This is a genomic window from Terasakiella sediminum, assembly GCF_033100395.1.
Lineage (GTDB): Bacteria > Pseudomonadota > Alphaproteobacteria > Rhodospirillales > Terasakiellaceae > Terasakiella.
The window spans coordinates 171715-194839 of sequence record NZ_JAWLVJ010000004.1 but is presented as its reverse complement, the minus strand read 5'-3'; the positions used below and the strand labels follow the sequence as shown (position 1 = coordinate 194839).

Below are 23125 nucleotides of genomic sequence, written 5' to 3'. Positions count from 1 at the left end.
AGTCCCCCGTAATTGGTTTTATGCTCAGGTGAAGAGCTGAATAACAAAATCGAATACCTTCAACTGGACAAGGTCATTCCATGTTGCAAAGACCATTAAACCCAATACCAGAGTTAGGCCAACTCGGAAACCATATTCTTGCACCTTTTCACTTAAAGGCTTACCGCGAATGGCTTCTGCCGCATAGAATACCAGATGTCCACCATCCAGCATCGGAATTGGAAACAAGTTTATCAGACCAAGGTTAACAGAAAGTACCGCCATCAAAGAAATAAGCGTATCAAAGCCTGATTTCGCTGCATCCCCTGATACCTGTGCGATACGAAGAGGGCCCCCAAGGTCCTGAACACTGCCGTTGCCTGTAATCAACTTACCTAAGTGGGAAAGGATTTGTGCGGAAAGGTCATAGGTTCTCTCGACCCCTTTCCACATGGCGACAGCTGGATTGTATTTTTTGTATTCTGCCTGATCAGGGTCAGGGCGTACACCAAGTAAGCCGATGGTTTTATCACCATCTACCTTGGCTTTTGGCGTAATCGTCAGAGCTATTTCAGAACCTTCACGCAAAACAATAGCTGCCAGTTCTTTATCCGGGCTTGCCATAACAATGGTGCGCAGGTCGTCAAACGTATCGGTTGTCTGGCCGTTCAGACTTAAAACGCGGTCTCCTTTGATGAGGCCTGCTTGGTCAGCGGCACTTTCGGCAACCACTTCGCCGATACCTGCATGGAATTTTTCAGGGACGCCGACCGCCATATAGAGGATGGCGAACAAGACGGCTGCCAGAATGAAGTTTGCAACTGGGCCGGCTGCCACGATGGCTGCGCGTGCAGGCAAGGATTTATAATAGAAAGAAACAGCTTTTTCTCCTTCGGTAAACGGGCGTTCGCCTTCGTCTACACCAGCGCTTGCAGCATCCGCATCCCCAAACATTTTAACATAGCCACCAAATGGCATTAGGCACACTTTCCAGCGCGTTTCAGCCTTGTCGTTCCAGCCGAACAGTTCCGGGCCAAAGCCGATGGAGAAAACTTCTACTTTTACGCCATTGCGACGGGCCACCCAATAATGGCCAAGTTCGTGGAAGAAAACCAAAACACTAAGTGCAAAGATAAAAGCAACAATAGGGTTTGCGAAAAGCAGATCGTACATAAATTAAAACCGATAGAGTTTGAGGTGTGCGTAAGGTAAGGCTATTGGAATTTTTTTTCAATGGATTGAAGTGTCAATTGACGCGCTTTTTTGTCTGTTTCGATGACGTCATCAATCGAATTCATATTTTCATGCTGGTAAAGCGACAGAACCTCTTCAACAATTGCCGGGATATGAAGGAAACCAATTCGTTCATTCAGAAAAGCGCTTACCGCGATTTCGTTTGCAGCATTCAGAACACACGGCGCTGATTTCCCAAGTTGCAGGGCTTCACGTGCCAGTCGCAGGGCCGGGAAACGCTGAAGGTCTGGTGCTTCAAAGTTCAGCTGTGCAATTTTTGCTAAATCAAGTTTTGGAGACGGTGCGGCCATACGTTCCGGCCAGGCCAGTGCATAGGCGATCGGTGTGCGCATATCAGGAGACCCCAGTTGCGCAAGAACAGATCCGTCAATATAAGAAACCATGGAATGAATGACCGATTGCGGATGCACCAAAACGTCGATTTGATCTTCGCCTACGGGAAAGAGGTGATAGGCCTCAATCAGTTCCAAGCCCTTATTCATCATACTGGCTGAATCGATGGAGATTTTCGCCCCCATGCTCCAGTTCGGATGAGCAACGGCCTGTTTCGGCGTTACATTCTGCATCTCATCCAGAGAAAAGGTCCGAAACGGACCGCCGGAAGCAGTCAGGGTGATTTTGTCGATGCCTTCGGGGCGATCAAAATCCAGAACCTGAAAAATGGCGTTATGTTCTGAATCTACGGGCAATAGTGTTGCGCCATGATGACTGACATAGTCCATCATCAATTCGCCAGCGCAAACCAGGCTTTCTTTGTTGGCCAACCCAACGGTCGCACCGCGTTTAACGGCTTCCAGTGTGGGGGCAAGGCCTGCAGATCCGACGATAGATGCCATGACCCAGTCTGCATCCATTTGCGCAGCCTGAAGGACAGCCTGTTCCCCTGCCCCGACCTCAATGTTTGTTCCCGCGAGCGCCTCTTTCAAGGCAGCATAATTGTCTGGATTTGCGACACAGGCAAATTGCGCGTTAAGTTTCTTGGCTTGTTCAGCTAGCAATTCGACATTGGAATTGCCACTTAAGGCGGTGACATTGAACTTTTCGGGTTCTCTCAGCAGCAGGTCAACTGTACTGGTACCGATAGACCCTGTGGAGCCCAGAATACTAATAGATTTTGGTTGTGTCTCAGTTATGGGCTGCGCACTTAGAACCATGTCAGGATTTGTCCATCTGTCACCAGAATTAGCCCTGCCATCGCAGCGGCTGCGGCCAGCATACCATCTAAACGGTCAAGAACGCCACCGTGACCAGGGATAATCTGGCTGGAATCTTTTACATCAAAGCGGCGTTTGACGTGAGATTCAAAGAGATCACCCATCTGTGCGATCACAGCCAACCCAGCGCTGAGGATCGAAACCGCCCAGGGGCTTGACCAGTCGAAAATCTGCGAAAAAATAAACCCTGTAACAAACGCGCCAAGCATCCCGCCAAGCAATCCGGCCCATGTTTTCTTGGGGCTGATACGCGGGGCGAGCTTTGGGCCACCAATTGTCAGGCCAAAGGCATATCCGCCTGTGTCTGTGGCTGCCACCATAAAGGCGATCCAGAAGACAACACCGACGCCGATCTCTTCGGCAGATCGAAGGAAAATAAAGGCACAGATCGGGATGGCCAGGTAAATGGCACCGATTGCAAACCAGAGTCTTCCTTTTGAACTAAGGGAAAGAGCAAAAAGTAGAGCGAAAATAACAGGTGCAATCAGTAAGGCTTCAAGCAGGGCGAGATCAAAGAATTGTAGTGCGGGAATAAAACCTGCAAAGGCAGCCAAAAGAATGCCGGGTAACTTGAAGTCGCCAAGGCAGAGCTTTGACCATTCCCAAGCCATCAAAACACCCAGTAAAGAGATCATGATGTTGTAATAAGGCGCGCCATAGTAGATGGCGGCAATTGCCGGACCTGCGATAATAAGCGCTGAAATGAAACGGAGCACCAGCCCGTTAGTTTTTGAACTAGACACTGATCATTCCATATCTTCTGTCGCGGTTGGAAAGTTCCTGCAGGGCTTGTGTCAGATGTTCTTTGCCGAAATCCGGCCACAGGACATCCATGAAGACGAATTCTGTATAAGCCAATTGCCACAGAAGGAAATTACTGACGCGTTGTTCGCCACTGGTACGGATCAAAAGATCTGGATCAGGCAAACCATCGGTGAAGAGCGATTTGGTCATCAAATCTTCATTGATTTCAGCCGGATCGATAGAGCCTTCTTTGATTTTCTTGGCAATTTTTCGCGTTGCTTCAACGATCTCTGCGCGGCCACCGTAGCTCAGCGCAATGGTCAGGTGAAGTTTGGTGTTGTCAGCTGTCAGCTTTTCACAGGCAATGATATCCGCAACGATGTCGTCGGATAATTTGTCACGATCACCGATAAAGCGAATGCGGACACTTTCCTGATGAAGACGTTTGACTTCATTTTTCAGATAAAAGCGAAGCAATCCCATCAAGTCATTGACTTCTGCTTGCGGGCGTTTCCAGTTTTCAGAGGAAAATCCGAAGAGAGTCAAATGTGTAACGCCAAGCTCCACCGCCGCTTCAATCGTACGGCGCACGGCATCAGCGCCTTTTTTATGACCAGCTGTGCGCGGTAAAAAGCGTTTTTTCGCCCAGCGGCCGTTGCCATCCATAATGATGGCAACATGCAGCGGCGATATCGGGGATTGATCGTTTGTTGAAACCTGGTTCATGCGAGTTAGACTTGCATAATTTCTTCTTCTTTATGGGCCAAAGTCTCATCAACTTTTTTGATGGCCGCATCGGTTTCGTCCTGAATCTCTTTGGCGTAATCACGGTGCTGATCTTCAGTGATAGAACCGTCTTTTTCCAGTTTTTTCAACTCGTCATTGCCGTGACGACGAACGTTGCGGATGGCAATACGTGTGTCTTCGGCATATTTGCTGGCGATTTTTACCAGCTCTTTACGACGTTCTTCGTTCAGTGGTGGAATTGGAATACGAACCAAGGTGCCGTCAGCCTGCGGGTTCAGCCCCAGACCAGAGTCGCGAATGGCTTTTTCAACCATTTTGACGTTGCTTTTGTCCCAAACCTGAACAGACAGCATACGGGGTTCAGGCACACCAACGGTACCAACCTGGTTAATCGGCATTTTTGCACCGTAGACGTCAACCATAACCGGGTCGAGCAGGCTTGTGGATGCACGACCTGTACGCAGGCCAGCGAAGTCGTTGTGAAGAACGTCTACAGCTTTATCCATTTTGCTGTGGAGGTCTTTTTTAATGGCATTGAAATTAACGTCAGACACGTGTCTTCCCCTCTATTAATCTTTAATTACCGTATAAAGCCCCTGCCCTGAAATGACATTGGCAAATGAATCGGGTTTATGCATGGAAAATACAACGATCGGCAGATCATTTTCGCGCGCCAGTGTAATGGCTGCGGCGTCCATGACTTTCAAATCGTTGGTGAGAACTTCTTTATAGGTCAGCGTATCATAACGTTTTGCATCCGGATCTTTCTTCGGATCAGCGGAATAAACGCCGTCAACCTGTGTCCCTTTCAGGATGGCATCACAGCTCATTTCAACCGCGCGCAGGGCGGCGGCTGTGTCGGTTGTGAAGAATGGGTTACCTGTACCAGCAGCAAAGATCACGATGCGACCTTTTTCCATATGACGGATGGCACGGCGGCGAATGTATGGTTCGCATACGCTTTGCATCGGGATTGCAGATTGAACGCGGGTTTGAACGCCTTGACGTTCCAGTGCACTTTGCATGGCAAGTGCGTTCATGACTGTTGCCAGCATGCCCATGTGATCGGCACTTGTGCGATCAATTCCGGCTGCTGCATCTGAGATACCACGGAAAATATTACCGCCACCAATCACCAGGCAAACTTGTCCGCCAAGATCGTGGACTTTTTTAACTTCGCTTGCGATTTGGTCGACATATTCTGTATCCAGACCGAATTGCTTTTTCCCCATGAGGCCTTCACCGGAAAGCTTCAACAGGACGCGCTTATAGACAGGGGTATCTGACATGAGTATGGGCCGCTCTCACCATGTTTTTATGGAGTGCTAGAAATACCCTGCCCGCTTGGATTAATCAACGGCTGTTTCACCCGGAATGCCAAAAAAACAAACGGCGATGCGGATTTAACCGACATCGCCGTTCATTTTTACAAAAAAGTAAGATCAGACTGTGGCTTATGCGCCTGCAGCTGCTGCAACTTCTGCAGCAAAATCTTCTTCTTTTTTCTCGATACCAGCACCCAGTTCAACGCGAACGTAGCCAGTAACCTTGATGTCAGAACCCAGTTCTTTAGCCAGATTTTCAACGGCTTTAGTAACAGAGTTGTCAGGATCAATAACGAAAGCTTGCTCCAGCAGGCAGTTCTCTTCGTAGAACTTGCGCATACGGCCTTCAACCATCTTGATGGCGATTTCTTCAGGCTTGCCAGCTTCTTTAGCTTGTTCGATCAGAACAGTGCGCTCACGCTCAACGTCTTCTGGGTTTACAGAGTCACGGTCCAGAGACAGTGGGTTAGTCGCAGCAACGTGCATAGCGATCTGTTTGCCAAGTGCGTTCAGCTGGTCTGCATCGCCTTCTGATTCCATAGCAACCAGAACACCGATTTTACCAAGGCCTTCACCCGCAGCGTTGTGGATGTAAGAAGCAACAACACCATTGGATACGGACAGTTTGTCCATACGACGCAGGTTCATGTTCTCACCGATTGTGCCAACCAGCTCTGTCAGTGTGTCTTCGCAAGACTTTTCACCACCTGGGTAAGTAGCGGCTTTCAGGGCGTCGAAGTCAGCAACTTCAAGGGCAACAGAAGCAGCGTTTTTAACGAAAGCCTGGAACTGGTCGTTTTTCGCAACGAAGTCAGTTTCAGAGTTAACTTCGATGACAGCAGCAGTTGTGCCGTTTGAAGCAACTGCTACAAGACCTTCAGCAGCAATACGGTCTGATTTCTTAGCAGCTTTTGCCAAACCTTTTTGACGCAGCCAGTCTTGTGCAGCTTGGATGTCGCCATCAGTTTCGCTCAATGCTTTTTTGCAGTCCATCATGCCTGCGCCGGATGTGTCGCGCAGTTCCTTTACGAGCGCAGCAGTAATCTGGGCCATAGGATCCTCATATTCTCTAGAAAATAAACCTAAACGCTTTTACATGTTTTTTATGTCAAAGCAATGACAGTGGAGAAATCAATTCTCCACTGTCGCTAAATACTTAAGCTTCGGCAGCAGCTGCCGGTGCTTCTTCAGCCGCTGGAGCAGCAGCTTCAGCTTCTGGCAGGTTTTCAGCAGGTGCTTCTTCTTGTGCACCAACATCGATACCAGCTGCAGACATCTGGCTTTGGATGCCGTCAAGAACGGAACCAGCAAACAGGTCACAGTACAGTTTCAGTGCGCGGATGGAGTCATCGTTGCCTGGTACTGGGTGTGTAATGTTCAGTGGGCTGCTGTTGGAATCGAGAATAGCGATGACTGGAATGCCCAGGTTTTTCGCTTCGTTGATTGCGATAGCTTCTTTCTGTGTATCGAAAACGACCATGACGTCAGGTAGGCCGCCCATTTCTTTGATCCCGCCGAGTGTGCGCTCAAGTTTTTCGCACTCACGTGTCAGGTTCAGTTGTTCTTTCTTCGTCAGACCAGCCATGTCGCCAGCCAGTTGCGCTTCGAGAGTTTTTAGGCGCTTGATAGAACCGGAAACAGTTTTCCAGTTTGTCAGCATGCCGCCGAGCCAACGGTGGTTCACGTAGTACTGGCCACATTTGCCAGCAGCTTCAGCTACAACTTCAGAAGCCTGACGCTTTGTACCAACGAACAGTACACGACCGCCGCCAGCAACTTTGTCACGGATTTGAACCATTGCCTGGTGCAGCAGTGGAACAGTTTGTTGCAGGTCGATGATGTGAATGCCATTGCGAACACCAAAGAGGAATTGATCCATTTTTGGGTTCCAGCGACGAGTGTTGTGTCCGAAGTGGACACCAGCTTCCAGGAGCTGGCGCATAGTAAAGGTTGGCAGTGCCATTTCATAAATCCTTTTCCGGTTGATCCTCCGCAGGGTGTGTGAGTTCATTTAAGAACACCGGATCGAGTTTATGGGATGTCTCCCCATACACCCGTAAATCCCTACGTGTGAAGTTAAGGCGCGCTTAATATGCCTTTTTGGGCTGAAATGCAAGGGTTAAATCAACCATTCTGTAATTTACCGCCCGCTTCTTTTAATAACCGATACGTTTCCATGAGATGAAGCACATCATGATTCGATCTATGTGGCCGTAATTCAATGTTCTTCCAGGCTTGCAGGCCATAGGTATCAACGACAATGTCAAATCGTTCGAGCTGAACGAATTCGGACGTGCCGTTGGTTTTATGTTCGTTTGCAATAATTTGATCAAAGACTTCAATGGCTGAGGCCAATGTGAACGTTGGTTCCATATTCACAGCCTCAAACAGGCGGTTCAGCCAGAACTGATCAAACTGGATGGCATCTGAATAGAGGGTTTCGCCTTTCAAGGCCTCGTTCATGCGTTTTGCGACGACGGCGGGCGGATCGCCAAGGGCATCAAGGCTTTCCAGTGAAATCTGGTGCGCATCGGTTTCAGCATGGGGGTCCCAATGGGTCCATTCTTCGATATCCTGTACCTTGATCAGATAGGATTCAACTGATCCCCCTTCCCCATTCCAGGCAACTTCGATGGGATAGGAGTCTTCGCTCAGGCCACTGGCTTCAAAATCAATGAAGCGCGGATATGTAAAATGGGTCATGTTAAATTTCTTGTACGTCAGCTATTCCCGGGACGGCTTTCACCGCTTGTAAAAGCCCGGGCGTGATACGATAGCCACCATCAAGGTGGACTTCGGCTTCCGTTGTCGCATCTACTCGGGCCATGATCATTACGCTGCCTCTTCCTTTGCCTTCTCGTTCGAGCAACTCTTTCATGAGAGACACGGCGCTTTGATCTTCAATATATATTTTTAAACCGGCTGTTGCACGTGCTGCCTTGACATCAAGCAAGTCAACGTGGCTGGCCGCATATCTGACGTTATCTTCTTCAAACTGTGCAGAGGCTTTGATAAAGACAGATGTTCCCACTTCCCACATATCGCGCGAAACGGAATAGGCTTCCGCCCAGACTGCGACTTCAAAGGCGGCGGAGGCATCTGAAAGCTGAATAAAGGCAAAGCGGTTGTTGTTCTTTTTGGAAATCATTTCCCGCTTACTGATCACGGTCCCAGCCAGATTGACCGGTCCGGACATGCCTGCGTGCAAAATCTCGTTATGGGATTTGACTTTCAGGCGTTTAAGCGTGGTTTTATAAGCATCCAAGGGGTGCGCAGACAGGTAAAAACCAATGGCAGAAGCCTCTTCGCGCAGGCGATCCATCAGCGGCCAATCGGGCACGTTGGGCAGTTGTGCGGCTTTTTTAACGGCTGTGTCATCAGAGCCAAACATGCCCATCTGATCGGAATTTCTTTCTTCTGCGGCCAGGTTGGAATGTTTGATCAGGGTTTCAATGCCATCGAAGACCTGGCGACGGTTGGAATTGATGCTGTCAAAGGCACCACCACGCACCAGGTTTTCCAAAATACGCTTGTTGACGCTTTTGCTGTCAACCCGGTTGGCAAATTCAAACGGGTCTTTAAAGGGACCGTTTGCTTCACGTTCAGCGACCAAAGATGCCATGGCTGCATCGCCTACGTTTCTGACTGCGGATAGAGCATAGCGCACAGCCTTGATGGTGCCGCCAACTTCCTCGTTCGGGTGTGGGATTTCTTCAACGCTGAAAATAACGTTGGATTTGTTGATGTCCGGTTGCAGCAACGGGATTTTCATCTTGTCCAGTTCCTGCCTGAACATGTTGAGCTTATCCGTGTTGTTCAAATCAAGCGACATGATGCCTGCCATAAATTCGGCAGGATAGTTGGCTTTTAGATAAGCTGTTTGATAAGCAACGTAAGCATAGGCAGCCGCGTGGGATTTGTTGAAACCGTATGAGGCAAACTTCGCCATGATGTCGAAAATTTCGTCGGCTTTCTTTTCCGGAACACCGCGCTCAACGGATCCTTCAACGAACATTTTTCGTTGCTTTTCCATCTCCTCAGCGATTTTTTTACCCATCGCACGACGCAGCAAATCCGCACCACCCAGGCTATAGCCCGCCATGACCTGCGCGATCTGCATAACCTGTTCCTGATAGATCATAATCCCGTAGGTTTCTTTCAGGATGGGCTCAATCGTTGGGTACAAGTAATCCGGTTCTTCCTGACCGTGTTTCCGCTTAATGTAGCTGGGAATGTTATCCATTGGGCCCGGACGATAAAGGGCCACAACCGCGATCAAGTCTTCAAGTCTGTTTGGTTTCATGGAGCGCAGAACACCACGCATCCCCTCGGATTCCAGCTGGAAGACCCCGCCCCCTTCGCCACGGCCCAGCATTTCGTATGTGGGTTTGTCATCCAGCGGGATTTGAGAGATATCCAGCGGTGTCTCTCGGTTCGCATTGATGAATTTAAGCGCTGTTGAAATTACCGTAAGCGTCTTAAGGCCCAAAAAGTCGAACTTAACAAGGCCAGCCTGTTCAACGAATTTCATGTTGAACTGGGTCACAGGCATGTCGGATTTCGGGTCTCGGTACAGTGGGACCAGCTTATCCAACGGTCTGTCGCCAATCACAACACCTGCCGCGTGTGTGGAGGCGTGACGAAACAGACCTTCCAGCTGTTTTGCGATGCCCACCATGCGCTTGACGGTTTCGTCATCTTCAACTTCACGCTTGAATTCCGGGATAGCTTCCAGAGCTTCAGAAACTGTCATGGCCTTGCCCGGATCGTTTGGAACGTATTTACAAATCCGATCCACCTGACCGAAGGGCATCTGCAGAACTCGGCCTGTGTCGCGCAGAACCGCACGGGCCTGCAGCTTACCAAACGTAATGATTTGGGCCACGTGATCGTAACCGTATTTATCCTGCACGTATTTGATTACCTCTTCGCGGCGGTCCTGACAGAAATCAATATCGAAGTCAGGCATGGATACACGTTCCGGGTTCAAGAAACGTTCGAACAGCAGCGCGTATTTCAGTGGATCAAGGTCGGTAATGGTCAGGGCATAAGCGACAAGGGAGCCCGCACCGGAACCACGACCCGGGCCAACCGGGATATCATGTTCCTTGCCCCACTGGATAAAGTCCGCAACGATCAGGAAGTAACCGGGGAACCCCATCTGATTGATGATGCCCAGTTCGTAATCCAGACGTTCCCAGTAAGGTTTTGCGATGGCATCACGTTCTTCTGCGGTCATACCCTCTTTAAATTCATCGGTTTCAAGGCGCCGTTTGAGGCCGTCTTCCGACATTTTGCGAAGTTCGTCTTCCTCATTTCGTCCTTCCCCGCAGTCAAAGGGGGGCAGAATGGGATCAATATTTTCGACCTTGATGGCGCAGCGTTTGGCGATGACCAGTGTGTTGTCACAGGCTTCAGGGATATCCTTAAACAGTTCGCGCATTTCTTCTGCAGATTTCAGATAATGTTCGTCTGTCAGCTTGCGCCGATCCGTTTGATCGACGTAAGATCCAGCGGCAATACAGATCAGGGCGTCGTGCGCCTGATACATATCCTTGGTCGGGAAGAAGGCTTCGTTTGTGGCCACCAGCGGAATGTCCAGTTTATAGGCGAGATCAATGAAATCACCTTCGATTTGATCCTGCTCTGGCATGTTGTGGCGTTGAAGTTCAACATACACTCTGCCTTTTAATGCGCTGTTAATACGAGATAAAAGTGATTCAGCCTTTTCTTTTTCGCCATCCAGAAGTAAATGACCGATGGGACCCTTGTGACCGCCTGTCAGCAGGATCAAACCTTCGTTATAATCCAGCACATCATCTAGCGGGATTTGGGGATCAGCCCCTTCTTCGGAATTCAGAAAAGCACGGCTGACCAGTTTCATCAGGTTGCGATAGCCCGTATCATTTTGGGCAAGTAGGACGATCTGATCCGGTTCCGGCAGGCCAACCTGTTTGCTTTTCATCCCCTTGTTCGCATCGCCGCTTTCTTGTGCCTTGATCGAAATCTGACAGCCGATGATGGGCTGGATGCCCTCTTTCGACATGGTTTGTGAAAATTCCAGACCGCCAAACATATTGTTGGTATCGGTCATGGCGATGGCTGGCATACGTTCCGAACTTACCCATTTGGGTAGTTCCTTGATACGGATAGCGCCTTCGGACAGGGAATAGGCAGTATGAAGACGAAGATGAACGAAATCAGCGTGAGACATTTCAGATTTTCTTGTTAAGAGGCGAACTTTATGTGCAGACTCTCATCCTAATCGTGTTTTCAGTTTCTTGGAAGCAGTTTGTTTTAACGATCTTTTCTGTATGTGTTAGCCTAACTCTATGAATTTATGGAGAAAAATAACTTTTACCCGTCAGCCGATCCAAAATGTTTTATTTGTTGGATTTGGCGGGCTGATTCTCCTGGCTGTCGCGGTGGTTTTGTATCTCGGATTGAACGCAACCACTAAGCTGACAAAAGACTACCATCATATGCTGATTGAAACGGCTTTGGATAAAATGCAGAAGGAAGTGGAAAATCTGCTTCTTCCTGTCGAGAATCAGGCCCTCTGGATTAGCGATCAGGTCAAATCAAATGATCTGCGGGTCGATGATTTTGGCAAAGTGGAGACTTTCCTGCGTGGTATTTTGGGCGCGACACCGAATGTGACCGGCGCAGGCATCCAGTACCCAGACGGTATTACGCGCTATGTTCTGCGATCTGAGAACAGATGGGTTGTAGATCAGGAAACAACAACAGCAGAAGATAACGCCCGTCTTTTCAAAGTTATGGCACAACATACCACCAGCCATTGGGGGGAATTATTTTTCTTTGATGATCTGGGGCAGACCCTGGTGGATATTCGCACGCCGCTTTATCAGGATGGGGAATTAAAAGGTGTCCTGTTTATCGCGGTGACTGTTGCAGAACTGTCCAAGACCATTTTGGCGGCATCGACAGATCAGTTCCTCACCCCTTTTATCCTTTATGGTGAAGATCATATTCTTGCCCACCCATTGTTGACGACTGGCAGTACGATTACGCCGGAACAAAGCGATAAAACAGATTGGGTAGAAGGTAAAGGGGAAGTTCCGCTGCCGAAACTAAAGGAGTTCCATGACCCCAAGCTGATCCGACTGCGTAGTTCAGATGTGGCCCCTGCCCGCTTGATTACGCCCATCAATGATGTGGTCGTAAAAGGTGCACGTATTGATGACGATATGCATATTGTGGCAACCCGTGATCTTTTGCGCTTTGGTAAAAAGCCTTGGATTACGGGCGTTTACATTAATGCAGAAAAATCTGACCGCACGGTGGTCATGCAGCTGTTTGAAATGGCAGGTGCCGGGATTGTGGTGCTGTTTATTTCGGTGGTTCTATCCATCAAGGTCGGCAGAAAGATCGCGCGACCCATAGTGCGTCTGGCCGATACGGCACGTATGATCCGTAAAGGTGTCACCAACCCAATCCAGCAATTGCCACGCAGCCGTCTGAAAGAACTGGATCAGGCAGCCCTTGCCTTTAATGATATGATCGAGGGCTTGCGCGAACGTGATTTGATCCGCGAAGTCTTTGGTCGTTATGTCCCGGAATCTATCGCGGCGTCCCTGATGCATGAAAATGGTGAACTGAAACCGATTCAGACCGAGGCCACCATTCTGTTTTCTGATATCGAAGGTTTTACCCAGCTGACGGAAAAAGTCGGGCCGGAACGGATTGTCGGTATCCTGAATTCCTATTTCAGTACTGTTGTGGACGTTCTGGAACGTCATGGCGGGGTTGTCACGCAGTTTCAGGGCGATGCGGTGCTGGCGACTTTCAATGTGCCGATTGAGGATGAAAACCACGCCCAGAACGCCCTGAACGCGGCGATGGAGATTAAAGAACTGCTCTGTCATCAGGAATTTGATGGGGTGTCGCTTAAAAGCCGGATTGGTTTGAATACTGGTACCGTGGTTGCCGGGGCTGTCGGGGCCAAGGGTCGTTTGAACTACACGGTTCATGGCGATGCGGTGAATTTGGCTGCACGCATTGAAAGTCTGAATAAGAAGTTTGGTACCTGTATTTTGATCTCCGAAGATACGGCAAAACTAATTAAACATGTGGAGTTGAAGAGTATTGGATCAACCGAAGTCCGTGGTCGCAGCGCACATGTACATCTATTTGTAATAAATGAGTAATTGTGCTAAGTGCTAACATACAGTATGACACTGTGTAATTAAGAATACTAAAGGCATGGTTGATAGATGAGTATGAATGCAGGCATTAAGCAATTCCTTACCCTTTTTTTAGGGGCATTGCGGGATTTGGCGCCGATCATACTTGTGATCGCCTTCTTCCAGATCGTTGTCTTGCAACAACCATTCCCCAATCTTGATCGCGTGATTCCCGGCCTGTTTCTGGTGGTTTTAGGGCTGACTCTGTTTATTCAAGGGCTTGAGATGGGTCTTTTTCCGCTTGGGGAAAGTATGGCGAATGCTTTTGCCAGAAAAGGCAGCCTTGTCGCCCTACTCTCTTTCGCTTTCTGTCTCGGGTTCGGGACAACGGTTGCAGAACCTGCCCTGATCGCGGTGGCGGCTGAGGCTGCAGAGATTGCTGCTAAGGGTGGACATATTGCCTTAACCGAGGCTGCGCAGGCCAAATATGCCTTGGAATTGCGTATGGTTGTGGCGCTTTCGGTCGGTTTTGCCATTGTCCTTGGCGTGTTCCGTATTCTTAAAGGCTGGCCGATCCAGTATTTTATCATTGGCGGTTACATACTTGTGATCATTATTACAAATTTTGCACCAGCCGAAATCGTTGGAATCGCGTATGATAGTGGGGGCGTAACCACATCGACAGTGACCGTACCACTGGTGACCGCACTGGGGGTGGGACTGGCCCATACCATTCGGGGGCGTAACCCCATGATTGATGGTTTCGGTTTGATCGCCTTTGCCAGTTTGACGCCGATGATCTTTGTCCTGTTGTTTGGGATGGTGATGAAATGAACTGGATTGTAGATATCTTTAATGCTGCCGTTTCAACGGGCCGTGATGTTTTACCGATCATCGCGATCCTGTTGGGGTTTCAGTTTATTGTCATTCGAAAGAAAATCCCGAACTTCAAAAAGATCATCATCGGGTTTGTCTATGTGCTTTTGGGCCTGACGCTGTTTCTTGTAGGGCTGGAACAGGCCTTGTTCCCGCTGGGTGAAACCATGGCAACCCAGTTGTCTGACCCGAAATTTCTTGGTGCAGGTGGTGATGCGACCACGCTGACCTGGACAGATTATTACTGGGTCTATATTTTCGCAGCTGCCATCGGGTTTTCAACAACGGTGGCAGAACCCTCGCTTATTGCCGTTGCAATTAAAGCAGAAGAAATTTCAGGCGGAAATATCAGCGCCTGGGGCTTGCGTGCAGCTGTTGCCATCGGGGTTGCCATTGGCGTATCGCTCGGGGCCTTTCGTATCGTTACAGGGACGCCGCTGCCGATCTATATTATGGTTGGCTATGTCGTCGTTATTGTTCAAACATTCTTTGCAGCAAAGACCATTATTCCGCTGGCCTATGACAGTGGCGGGGTGACGACATCAACCGTGACTGTTCCGGTTGTGGCCGCCCTTGGTCTTGGCTTGGCATCAACAGTACCGGGGCGCAGTCCTTTGCTGGACGGTTTCGGGCTGATTGCCTTTGCAAGTGTCTTTCCAATTATGTCTGTACTGGCATATGCGTTGCTGGCCGAATGGCGGGCAAAACGTGCCAAAGTAAAAGCAGACGCTTCGTCATCAGGGAGTGAAGCATGAACTTAAAATTAATCGTCGCAATGGTGGATACCAGCAAAACGGACGAGGTGATCGAAGCCGCGCGTGAAGCAGGTGCTACAGGGGCCACGACCATCAGTTCGGTCCGTGGTGAGGGTATGACGCCAGAAAAAGGCTTTATGGGCCTGGAATTGAGCTCTAACCGTGATGTGATCCTGTTTTTGGTCGCAGGTACATATGGGCGTAAAATTCTGGAAACCATTTGCAAGGCCGGAAATTTTGACGAAGAGCAAGGCGCAGGTCTTGCCTTTCAAATAGACATTGAAGACGCCGTCGGGCTTAAAACCCAATTGCCAAAAATTATGGAAGAAATAGCAGGTGATGTATGACTGAGAAATCTTTTGTGCGCGTAAGCGACGTAATGACGCCGGATGTAAAGACAATCGGGCGGATTGCCACAGTCGCAGAAGCGATTGAGATGATTAAAACCGCGAAGGTTGCCTCTCTCGTTGTGGAAAGAAAAGATGAAAGCGACGAATTTGGCATGCTGACCATCCGCGATATTGCCCGCGAAGTTGTGGCAACGGATAAGTCTGCAGAACGCACAGGCGTTTATGAAATTATGACAAAGCCTGTTCTGACCGTGCCTGCGGAAATGAACATCAAATATGCTGTTCGTCTTCTGGTACGTTACAGTGTGTCACGCGCCGTCGTTATTGACCATGATCGCAACCCGGTCGGGATCGTGACGCTGCGCGACATGGTTCTTGGGTACGAGGAAAGCTAAGACCGTTTAAAAATGCTGATCAGAAGAAAACAGCCCCTATCCTGATGCAGGGGCTGTTTTTTATTGTTCGATCAGATGACCGTCTTCCAGTTTGATGATGCGATCCATCTTGGAAGCCAGTGTCGGGTTGTGGGTTGCGATGAGTGCGGCCAGCCCCTCTTTCCTGACCTCATTCAGTAGCAGGCCGAAAACATGGTCAGATGTGGCAGGGTCCAGGTTTCCCGTGGGCTCGTCCGCCAGCAATAGCTTTGGTTTATTGGCAAGCGCGCGGGCAATTGCAACGCGTTGCTGTTCTCCACCTGAAAGTTCAGCCGGGCGGTGTTCGCCGCGTTTGGATAGGGAGACAGCATCCAGAAGTTCATTGGCGCGCATGCGGGCATCGGACCTGGATTTACCCGTAATCATCTGCGGGATGACGATATTTTCAACGGCTGAAAATTCCGGTAGCAGATGGTGATATTGATAAACAAAGCCCAGATGATGGCGGCGCAATTTTGTTTTGGCATCATCTTTTAAGGCACTGGCTTCATTGCCATCCAGATAAATCTGGCCGCTATCAGGTTTTTCCAGCAATCCTGCGGTTTGCAGCAGGGTAGATTTCCCTGCCCCGCTGGGGCCAACAAGGGCGACAATCTCTCCCGGATTGATGGTCAGATTGGCAGCTTTCAGGATATGGAGTTCTTCTGCGCCCTGCTTGAAGCTGCGGGTCAGGTTTTCCAGTTTAAGAACAGGATTACTCATAGCGGAGTGCCTCCACCGGATCTAGACGGGCGGCCCGCCAGGACGGATAAAGGGTTGCCAGGAATGACAAGCCCAAGCCCATGGCAACCACCAGACCGACTTCGCGATAATCCACGATTGCCGGAAGTTGGGACAGGAAGTAAATTTCTGCCGCAAACAGCTCCGTTCCGCTTAAAGATTCAATCCAGCGGCGGATGGTTTCGATATTTTCAGAAAATGCCAAGCCCAGGATAAAGCCGCCAAAGGTTCCGAAAACGCCGACACTGGCCCCGGAAATAAAGAATATCCGCATGATACTGCCCCTGCTTGCGCCCATGGTACGCAGGATGGCGATGTCTTTGCCTTTGTCTTTAACCAGCATGATCAGGCCGGAAATGATGTTAAAGGCCGCTACAATGATTATCAACGTCAGGATCATGAACATCACATTGCGTTCCACCTGAAGTGCGTTAAAGAAGCTGGCGTTTGTGCGTTTCCAATCCACAGGACGCATGCCAAAGCGACCCATTTCACGACGGATATCATAAGTGACGTCATCAGCGCTTGTTGCAGAAGGTGTCATGACTTCGAGATAGTTTACACCATTGACGCGGAAATAATTCTGCGCAGATTTTAACGGCATGAAAACAAAGGATGAATCATACTCATACATGCCGATATCAAATGTTGCCGCAATGGTATATGCGCGCATGCGTGGCACGGTGCCAAAGGCGGTGACATTGCCCTTAGGCGAAATCAGCGTGATTTTATCACCAACCCAAAGCCCGAGTTTGGACGCAAGGCGGGAACCAACAATAACGCCTTCGCCCTGTTCAAAGAGGTTGAGAGAACCTGATTTGACGCTTTTGGACAGCAAATCACGTTTCATAAAGTCATCAGCTGTTAAACCACGGACCATGGCCCCGCTGGATGCACCCTTCCCCGTTGCCATCACCTGACCTTCGATCATGGGGGTGACAGTGACAACGCCATCGACTTCTTTAAGCTTGGCGGCCAGTTGCGGGTAATCAGGGATGGTCTGGGTCTGGCCATAAACGTTGATATGGCCGTTGATGCCCAGAATACGGCTTAGAAGTTCTTCACGAAAGCCATTCATGACCGACATGACGATGATCAGCGTTGCCACACCCAAGGCAATCCCAAGAAGGGAAAACCAGGCGATGACGGACACGAAGCCCTCACGTCGTCTTGCCCGGAGGTAGCGCGCGGCCATCATCCATTCAAATGCTTTGAACACGTTGGTTTCCCTTTTATGTATTCCGGCGAAGGCCGGAATCTTGTTGGAAAGAGGTCCCGGCCTTCGCCGGGACACACCTTAGCAGAATTTCGCAATCAGATCGTCGATGGCGACTTCTTCTTTTTCACCTGTGGCGCGGTTTTTAACTTCGGCTACACCGTTTTTCAGACCACGTGGACCGATCACAACCTGCCAAGGCAGACCAATCAGGTCCATATTGTTGAATTTGGCACCCGCACCGCCTTTTGTGTCGTCATAAAGGGTGTCACAGCCTTTTGCGTTCAGCTCTTTATAAAGCGTGTCACAAACCGCATCACATTCTTCATTACCTGTTTTCAGATTGATCAGGCCAACTTTGTAAGGCGCAACAGATTCCGGCCAGATGATGCCGTTATCGTCATGGCTGGCTTCGATGATCGCACCGATCAGGCGGGAAACACCAATGCCGTAAGAACCCATTTGCAGGGCGATTTCTTCACCGTCCTGGTTGGTCACTTTGGCACCCATGGGTTCAGAATATTTGGTGCCGAAGTGGAAGATATGACCAACTTCGATGCCACGCGCACTCAGCAGCTTGTCACCCAGTTCAGATTCTACGCCTTCTTCGTGTTTTTCGTCTGTGGCGGCGTAAAGTGACGTCCATTTATCAACGATCGGCTGCAGGTCACCTTCGTAATCCACATCATCACCCGGAATGTCAAATTCCAGCACGTCTTTATGAACGAAAACGCCGGACTCGCCTGTTTCTGCCAGCACCAGGAATTCGTGAGACAGATCACCACCGATTGGACCTGTATCGGCGCGCATCGGGATACCTTTCAGGCCGAGGCGGTCGAAGGTGCGCAGGTAGGCAACAAACATTTTGTTGTAGGCGCGTTTTGAAGATTCGTAATCCAGATCAAAGGAATAGCTGTCTTTCATCAGGAATTCACGGCCACGCATGATGCCGAAGCGTGGACGAACTTCGTCGCGGAATTTCCACTGAATGTGATAGAGCATCTTTGGCATGTCTTTGTAAGACTGACATTCCATCTTCACGATCTCAGTGATCTGTTCTTCGTTGGTTGGGCCATAAAGCATGTCACGGCCATGACGGTCTTCGATACGCAGCATTTCTTTGCCGTAATCGTCATAACGACCTGAGGCCTGCCACAGTTCAGCGGGCTGAATTGTCGGCATCAACAGTTCCTGACAGCCTGCGCGGTCCTGTTCTTCACGGACGATTTTTTCGATGTTACGCAGCACGCGCAGACCCATGGGAAGCCAGGAATAGATACCAGCCGAAGATTGGCGGATCATACCGGCGCGCAGCATCAGGCGATGCGAGACGATTTGGGCTTCTGAAGGGTTTTCTTTGAGGGTCGGAAGGAAATATTTTGAAAGACGCATGACAATACTCAGATCAATGAAATTAGTTGATCCAGACTTTAGTTAAAGCCATGGCTAAACGCAACGAAATCGTTGTTATTTTTGACCATATTGTGCAAGACAGGCTTCAAGGGCGGCGTCATTTTCATTCTGGCCCAGTTTTTTGCCGTTCCAATAGACATTTCTGCCCTTAACGGTGACGTTGCCCAAGTTGGCTTTGCCATAAAAGCCGTCGCCCAGATTATATTTTTCAGCCAGATCGATTCCAAGGTCGAAGGTAATCTCTTTTGGGATTTTGATTTTATGCCCGCCATGTAAATCAGCCCCAACAACCTTGCGCCCATAGGCGTCTACGCCGGGGACATATTCCGCCCCATTGATGCTATTTAGCCGAATGAGCTTGCGGCATTCTTTTTCAGTGATGGAAACAGCATTTTCAATTTCATCTGCCTGAGCCGGGGCAATGAGAAAAGTAAAAAGACCAAATAGAAGAACGCGCATGTGGCCCCCATATCGGGTTGTTGGAATTTGGATGTACATTGTCGATATTAAATATACAATAAAACCAACATAATCAGGGAGAAAAAGATGACAAAACTACTTGTTTCAAAAGAAAACCCGGACGGTCATACACTTGAAGATGTGTTTCGCATGATCCGCGGCGATATCATCACCCGCGTCAATGAAATGCATTCTGACCCTCGCCCGGAAGTGCAGGAAGTCATTACCAACAACATGTATATTCTGGGGCTGATGGAACAAATTATATCCCATGCAGAAAGTTCATCAGAAGTGATGAAACGGATTTATGGCAAAACTCAGGGCTGACGGTTAAAGCTAACCAGTTCCATGGCATAGATGCCAAACAGGATTGCCAATGTGGCGGCGGCCATCATAGCCGATTGAGTGACCATGCACCCCATACAGGGGCGCATGTCTTCATTCTGGTCGCTTTTCATATATTTTTGGTCAGCCCGCATTTTGACGGCGAAGTAAAACAGCCACCATAATGCGGCGAACGCAACAAGCAGAATGCTCTCTGTCTGACCAAAACTCATATGTCTGTTTTCCGGCGAAGGCCGCAAATCTCCTGACCGAAAGGTCCCGGCCTTTGCCGGGACACATTGCTTGATGATTAAGCTTGTTCCAGTTCAACCAAGGCACCGTTGAAATCTTTTGGGTGCAGGAAGAGAACAGGATTGCCGTGGGCACCGATCTTAGGTTCACCAGAACCCAGAACGCGCGCACCTTCAGCTTTCAGTTTGTCACGTGCTTCGATGATGTCATCAACTTCGTAACAGATGTGGTGGATGCCGCCAGCCGGGTTTTTGTCCAGGAAGCCTTGGATCGGGGAGTTTTCGCCCAGCGGGTAGAGCAGCTCAACCTTGGTGTTTGGCAGTTCAACAAAAACAACGGTCACACCGTGATCAGGCTCATCCTGCGGTGGGTTTACTTTTGCACCCAGTGTTTGAGCATAAGTTTTAGAGGCTGCTTCCAGGTCTGGCACAGCAATGGCGATGTGATTTAAACGTCCGATCATGTCTAAGAACTCCTATACGCGGATCAGGTGGATATGGGTAATGGCACGTTTGCCAAACGAACTTCTAAACCAGCGACGCACATTCAGTCGCAGGGTTTCTTCCAAAACAGCATCGTCTTTACGATCCCGCTTGGGCATTGTTTCAACCGTGTTATAGATAATATCAAACAGATCGTCCCACAAGTCGTCGTCGCCTTCCGGGTCCAACAGACCTTCGGTGGTCACAATCGGATCAGACAGCATCTGGCCGTCTTTATCTACAACAATGGATGCGACGGCAGAACCGTTAAATAGCGCACGTTTGCGGCTTTGAACGACTTCTGATTTCATCGGGACTGCACGGCGGCCTTCCCAGGCGAGGCGACCTGTTTCAACTTCATCAATGATACATGGCATGTCGCTTTCAAGTTTGACGACATTGCCGTTTTCAATAACGAATGTTTTCTGTACACCGCATTCTTCAGCCAGGGCTGCATGTTCCTGCAGATGGCGAAATTCCCCATGGACGGGGACAGCGATTTCAGGGCGTACACGGCGGAAAAGTTCGCGCAATTCATCACGTGCCGGATGACCGGAGACATGGACGAAATGGTCTTGGGAGGTGATGATCTTACAGCCTTTTCGCGCCAGTTCATTCTGGATGCGATAGATGGAACGTTCATTGCCCGGGATGGTCCGTGACGAAAAGATCACGGTATCGCCATCACCAAGTGAGATATTCTTGTGATTACCGCTGGCAATACGGGCCAGTGCCGCGCGCGGTTCCCCTTGAGACCCTGTACAGATGACAAGCAATTCATCATTGGGGATGTGTGGGGCGCGATCTTCTGGCAGGAATTCAGGTGTATCCAGCATATAGCCATTGGATTGTGCCGCATCCATCATTTTTGCGAATGATCGACCGGACACAACGATCTGACGGCCATTGGCTTTGGCTGCAACGGCAATGGTATGGAGGCGTGCAAGGTTGGAAGCAAAGCAGGTCACAACCACCTTGCCTTCTTTATGTTCCCCAATCAGGTCGATCAGGCTGGCTTCCAGGTCTTCTTCCGACCCGGTCTTACCTTCGGAAAAGACGTTGGTGGAATCACAGATAAGGGCCAGGACGCCATCTTTGCCGATCTGGCTCAAACGGTCCACATCAGTAGTACGTCCGATAACCGGCCCGTCATCCAGTTTCCAGTCCCCTGTATGAACCACTGTGCCCTCGTCTGTACGAATGGCAAGGGCGTTTGGTTCCAGGATGGAATGGGTAAAGGTGATGAATTCTACCTGAAACGGGCCGAGCTCGAAACTGCCGCCGACTGGAATTTCATGAATGATATCTTCAAGATGGCCGAAGCCAGCTTCTTTTAATTTACCGCGCGCCAATGATGCAGTGAAAGGTGTGCAGTAGATCGGGCATTGCACCCGTTCCCACATATAGGCAAGCGCACCAATATGGTCTTCGTGCCCATGGGTCAAGACCATGCCCAGCAGTTTGTCGCGACGTTGTTCAATAAAGGTCGGGTCTGGCAGGATGACATCGATGCCAGGCGTGGTGTCATCACCAAAAGTGATCCCGTAGTCAACGATGAGCCAGTCTTCTTCCTCTGGTTTACCATAGCCATAGAGGTTCAGGTTCATGCCGATTTCACCAGCACCGCCTAAGGGGATGAAGACAAGTTCTTTTTTGCTCATGCGTTTTGATTTCTTTTGTAAATTGCAAGGAGGCCGCGAAGGGTCAGTTCGGTATCACTGTGTTGGATGACGTTGGTATATTTGGCAAACAGGGAGGAAAGACCACCTGTGGCAATCACGGTCATATCTGCGCCAAATTCATCTTTCATACGTTGGGTTAGCCCTTCGATCATACCTATATAGCCCCAGAAAATCCCGGATTGCATTGCCGTTGTTGTGCCTTTGCCGATGGCCTTTTCAGGACGCCCAATGGCGACGCGGGGCAGTTTGGCTGCGGCCATGTGCAAAGCTTCCAAAGACAGGTTGATCCCCGGCGCAATGGCACCACCACAGTAATTGCCGTCTGCATCGACCACATCAAACGTGGTTGCTGTGCCGAAATCGATGACGATTAGTGCACCCTCATAGACTTCGTGGGCGGCAATGGCATTTACCAAGCGGTCAGCACCAACTTCTTCCGGGCGGTCCAGGAAAACTTCGATCCCAAGCTTTACACTGTCTTCGCCCACAACGAGGGGTTCGACCTTGAAATATTTACGGCACAATGTCTGCAGGCTAAACAGCATTGCAGGTACAACGGTCGCGATGATGGCATTTGTGATGTCGGACGGTTTTATGTCTTCAAAGCTCATGAGTTGAGACAGCCAGACGGCAAATTCATCCGCTGTTCTATTGGCGTTTGTTGAACTGCGCCATTCACCCCGCACGGTTCCGTCTTCGTCAAAGACGGCAAAAACGGTGTTGGTGTTCCCTGAATCGATGGCTAAAAGCAT

General features: G+C 49.6%; 24 protein-coding genes. 6 read left to right on the top strand and 18 right to left on the bottom strand.

Annotated elements, in window-relative coordinates; translation table 11 throughout:
- Positions 1 to 24: 24 nt before the first annotated feature.
- The 10 genes from rseP to dnaE all read right to left on the bottom strand — a co-directional run bounded on the left by rseP (position 25) and on the right by dnaE (position 11477).
- Positions 25 to 1152 (bottom strand): RIP metalloprotease RseP, encoded by a 1128-nt coding sequence (gene rseP, locus RYZ26_RS04650; RefSeq protein WP_317681990.1) that lies wholly within the window; start codon positions 1150 to 1152, stop codon positions 25 to 27.
- Between the two features lie 41 nt (positions 1153 to 1193).
- Complete coding sequence (locus tag RYZ26_RS04645) at positions 1194 to 2387, bottom strand: 1-deoxy-D-xylulose-5-phosphate reductoisomerase (RefSeq protein WP_317681989.1); 1194 nt, start codon at positions 2385 to 2387, stop codon at positions 1194 to 1196.
- On the bottom strand, positions 2378 to 3190 hold the full coding sequence (locus RYZ26_RS04640; RefSeq protein ID WP_317681988.1) for a phosphatidate cytidylyltransferase: 813 nt from the start codon (positions 3188 to 3190) through the stop codon (positions 2378 to 2380). Before RYZ26_RS04640 ends, RYZ26_RS04645 begins: the two co-directional genes overlap by 10 nt.
- On the bottom strand, positions 3183 to 3917 hold the full coding sequence (locus RYZ26_RS04635) for an isoprenyl transferase (RefSeq protein WP_317681987.1): 735 nt from the start codon (positions 3915 to 3917) through the stop codon (positions 3183 to 3185). The genes RYZ26_RS04640 and RYZ26_RS04635 overlap by 8 nt, the downstream gene beginning before the upstream one ends.
- 5 nt (positions 3918 to 3922) lie before the next feature.
- Entirely contained in the window at positions 3923 to 4444 is a 522-nt protein-coding gene (frr, locus tag RYZ26_RS04630) for a ribosome recycling factor (protein WP_411576850.1), read from the bottom strand.
- 63 nt (positions 4445 to 4507) lie between these two features.
- A complete protein-coding gene (gene pyrH / locus RYZ26_RS04625; protein ID WP_317681985.1) occupies positions 4508 to 5227 on the bottom strand; it encodes a UMP kinase in 720 nt (239 codons plus the stop codon).
- Between the two features lie 165 nt (positions 5228 to 5392).
- Positions 5393 to 6316, bottom strand: a complete 924-nt coding sequence (gene tsf / locus RYZ26_RS04620; protein WP_317681984.1) for a translation elongation factor Ts — start codon at positions 6314 to 6316, stop codon at positions 5393 to 5395.
- 103 nt (positions 6317 to 6419) lie between these two features.
- Positions 6420 to 7226: a 30S ribosomal protein S2 gene (rpsB, locus tag RYZ26_RS04615; protein ID WP_317681983.1), complete on the bottom strand. Its 807-nt coding sequence runs from the start codon at positions 7224 to 7226 to the stop codon at positions 6420 to 6422.
- Positions 7227 to 7387: 161 nt separating this feature from the next.
- Positions 7388 to 7966 (bottom strand): hypothetical protein, encoded by a 579-nt coding sequence (locus RYZ26_RS04610; RefSeq protein WP_317681982.1) that lies wholly within the window; start codon positions 7964 to 7966, stop codon positions 7388 to 7390.
- Position 7967: 1 nt separating this feature from the next.
- On the bottom strand, positions 7968 to 11477 hold the full coding sequence (gene dnaE, locus RYZ26_RS04605; RefSeq protein WP_317681981.1) for a DNA polymerase III subunit alpha: 3510 nt from the start codon (positions 11475 to 11477) through the stop codon (positions 7968 to 7970).
- A 118-nt stretch (positions 11478 to 11595) separates the two neighbouring features.
- Between dnaE and RYZ26_RS04600 the strand changes: the two genes are divergently transcribed.
- The 5 genes from RYZ26_RS04600 (at position 11596) to RYZ26_RS04580 (ending at position 15786) form a co-directional block, all read left to right on the top strand.
- A complete protein-coding gene (locus RYZ26_RS04600; protein ID WP_317681980.1) occupies positions 11596 to 13434 on the top strand; it encodes an adenylate/guanylate cyclase domain-containing protein in 1839 nt (612 codons plus the stop codon).
- Positions 13435 to 13500: 66 nt separating this feature from the next.
- Positions 13501 to 14244 (top strand): DUF1538 family protein, encoded by a 744-nt coding sequence (locus RYZ26_RS04595; RefSeq protein WP_317681979.1) that lies wholly within the window; start codon positions 13501 to 13503, stop codon positions 14242 to 14244.
- Positions 14241 to 15041: a DUF1538 domain-containing protein gene (locus tag RYZ26_RS04590; RefSeq protein WP_317681978.1), complete on the top strand. Its 801-nt coding sequence runs from the start codon at positions 14241 to 14243 to the stop codon at positions 15039 to 15041. The genes RYZ26_RS04595 and RYZ26_RS04590 overlap by 4 nt, the downstream gene beginning before the upstream one ends.
- Positions 15038 to 15388: a P-II family nitrogen regulator gene (locus RYZ26_RS04585; protein ID WP_317681977.1), complete on the top strand. Its 351-nt coding sequence runs from the start codon at positions 15038 to 15040 to the stop codon at positions 15386 to 15388. The genes RYZ26_RS04590 and RYZ26_RS04585 overlap by 4 nt, the downstream gene beginning before the upstream one ends.
- Positions 15385 to 15786, top strand: coding sequence for a CBS domain-containing protein (locus RYZ26_RS04580; protein ID WP_317681976.1), 402 nt, complete (start codon positions 15385 to 15387; stop codon positions 15784 to 15786). Before RYZ26_RS04585 ends, RYZ26_RS04580 begins: the two co-directional genes overlap by 4 nt.
- Positions 15787 to 15846: 60 nt before the next feature.
- On the opposite strand, the gene RYZ26_RS04575 is transcribed toward RYZ26_RS04580, so the two are convergent.
- The 4 genes from RYZ26_RS04575 to RYZ26_RS04560 form a co-directional block, all read right to left on the bottom strand.
- On the bottom strand, positions 15847 to 16527 hold the full coding sequence (locus RYZ26_RS04575) for an ABC transporter ATP-binding protein (protein ID WP_317681975.1): 681 nt from the start codon (positions 16525 to 16527) through the stop codon (positions 15847 to 15849).
- A complete protein-coding gene (locus RYZ26_RS04570) occupies positions 16520 to 17743 on the bottom strand; it encodes a lipoprotein-releasing ABC transporter permease subunit (RefSeq protein ID WP_317682025.1) in 1224 nt (407 codons plus the stop codon). Before RYZ26_RS04570 ends, RYZ26_RS04575 begins: the two co-directional genes overlap by 8 nt.
- A 99-nt stretch (positions 17744 to 17842) precedes the next feature.
- Positions 17843 to 19153, bottom strand: coding sequence for a proline--tRNA ligase (proS, locus tag RYZ26_RS04565; RefSeq protein ID WP_317681974.1), 1311 nt, complete (start codon positions 19151 to 19153; stop codon positions 17843 to 17845).
- Between the two features lie 75 nt (positions 19154 to 19228).
- Positions 19229 to 19633, bottom strand: a complete 405-nt coding sequence (locus RYZ26_RS04560; RefSeq protein ID WP_317681973.1) for a hypothetical protein — start codon at positions 19631 to 19633, stop codon at positions 19229 to 19231.
- Positions 19634 to 19720: 87 nt separating this feature from the next.
- Here RYZ26_RS04560 and RYZ26_RS04555 point away from each other — a divergent pair, with 87 nt between their 5' ends.
- Positions 19721 to 19960 carry a hypothetical protein gene (locus RYZ26_RS04555; protein ID WP_317681972.1) on the top strand — a complete coding sequence of 80 codons (240 nt, stop codon included), beginning with the start codon at positions 19721 to 19723 and terminating at the stop codon, positions 19958 to 19960.
- On the opposite strand, the gene RYZ26_RS04550 is transcribed toward RYZ26_RS04555, so the two are convergent.
- The 4 genes from RYZ26_RS04550 to RYZ26_RS04535 form a co-directional block, all read right to left on the bottom strand.
- A complete protein-coding gene (locus tag RYZ26_RS04550) occupies positions 19951 to 20190 on the bottom strand; it encodes a hypothetical protein (RefSeq protein ID WP_317681971.1) in 240 nt (79 codons plus the stop codon). The two genes, RYZ26_RS04555 and RYZ26_RS04550, sit on opposite strands and share 10 nt — an antisense overlap.
- 77 nt (positions 20191 to 20267) lie before the next feature.
- Positions 20268 to 20672, bottom strand: a complete 405-nt coding sequence (gene mce, locus RYZ26_RS04545; protein ID WP_317681970.1) for a methylmalonyl-CoA epimerase — start codon at positions 20670 to 20672, stop codon at positions 20268 to 20270.
- Positions 20673 to 20684: 12 nt separating this feature from the next.
- Positions 20685 to 22352 carry a ribonuclease J gene (locus tag RYZ26_RS04540; RefSeq protein ID WP_317681969.1) on the bottom strand — a complete coding sequence of 556 codons (1668 nt, stop codon included), beginning with the start codon at positions 22350 to 22352 and terminating at the stop codon, positions 20685 to 20687.
- A complete protein-coding gene (locus RYZ26_RS04535; RefSeq protein WP_317681968.1) occupies positions 22349 to 23125 on the bottom strand; it encodes a type III pantothenate kinase in 777 nt (258 codons plus the stop codon). Before RYZ26_RS04535 ends, RYZ26_RS04540 begins: the two co-directional genes overlap by 4 nt.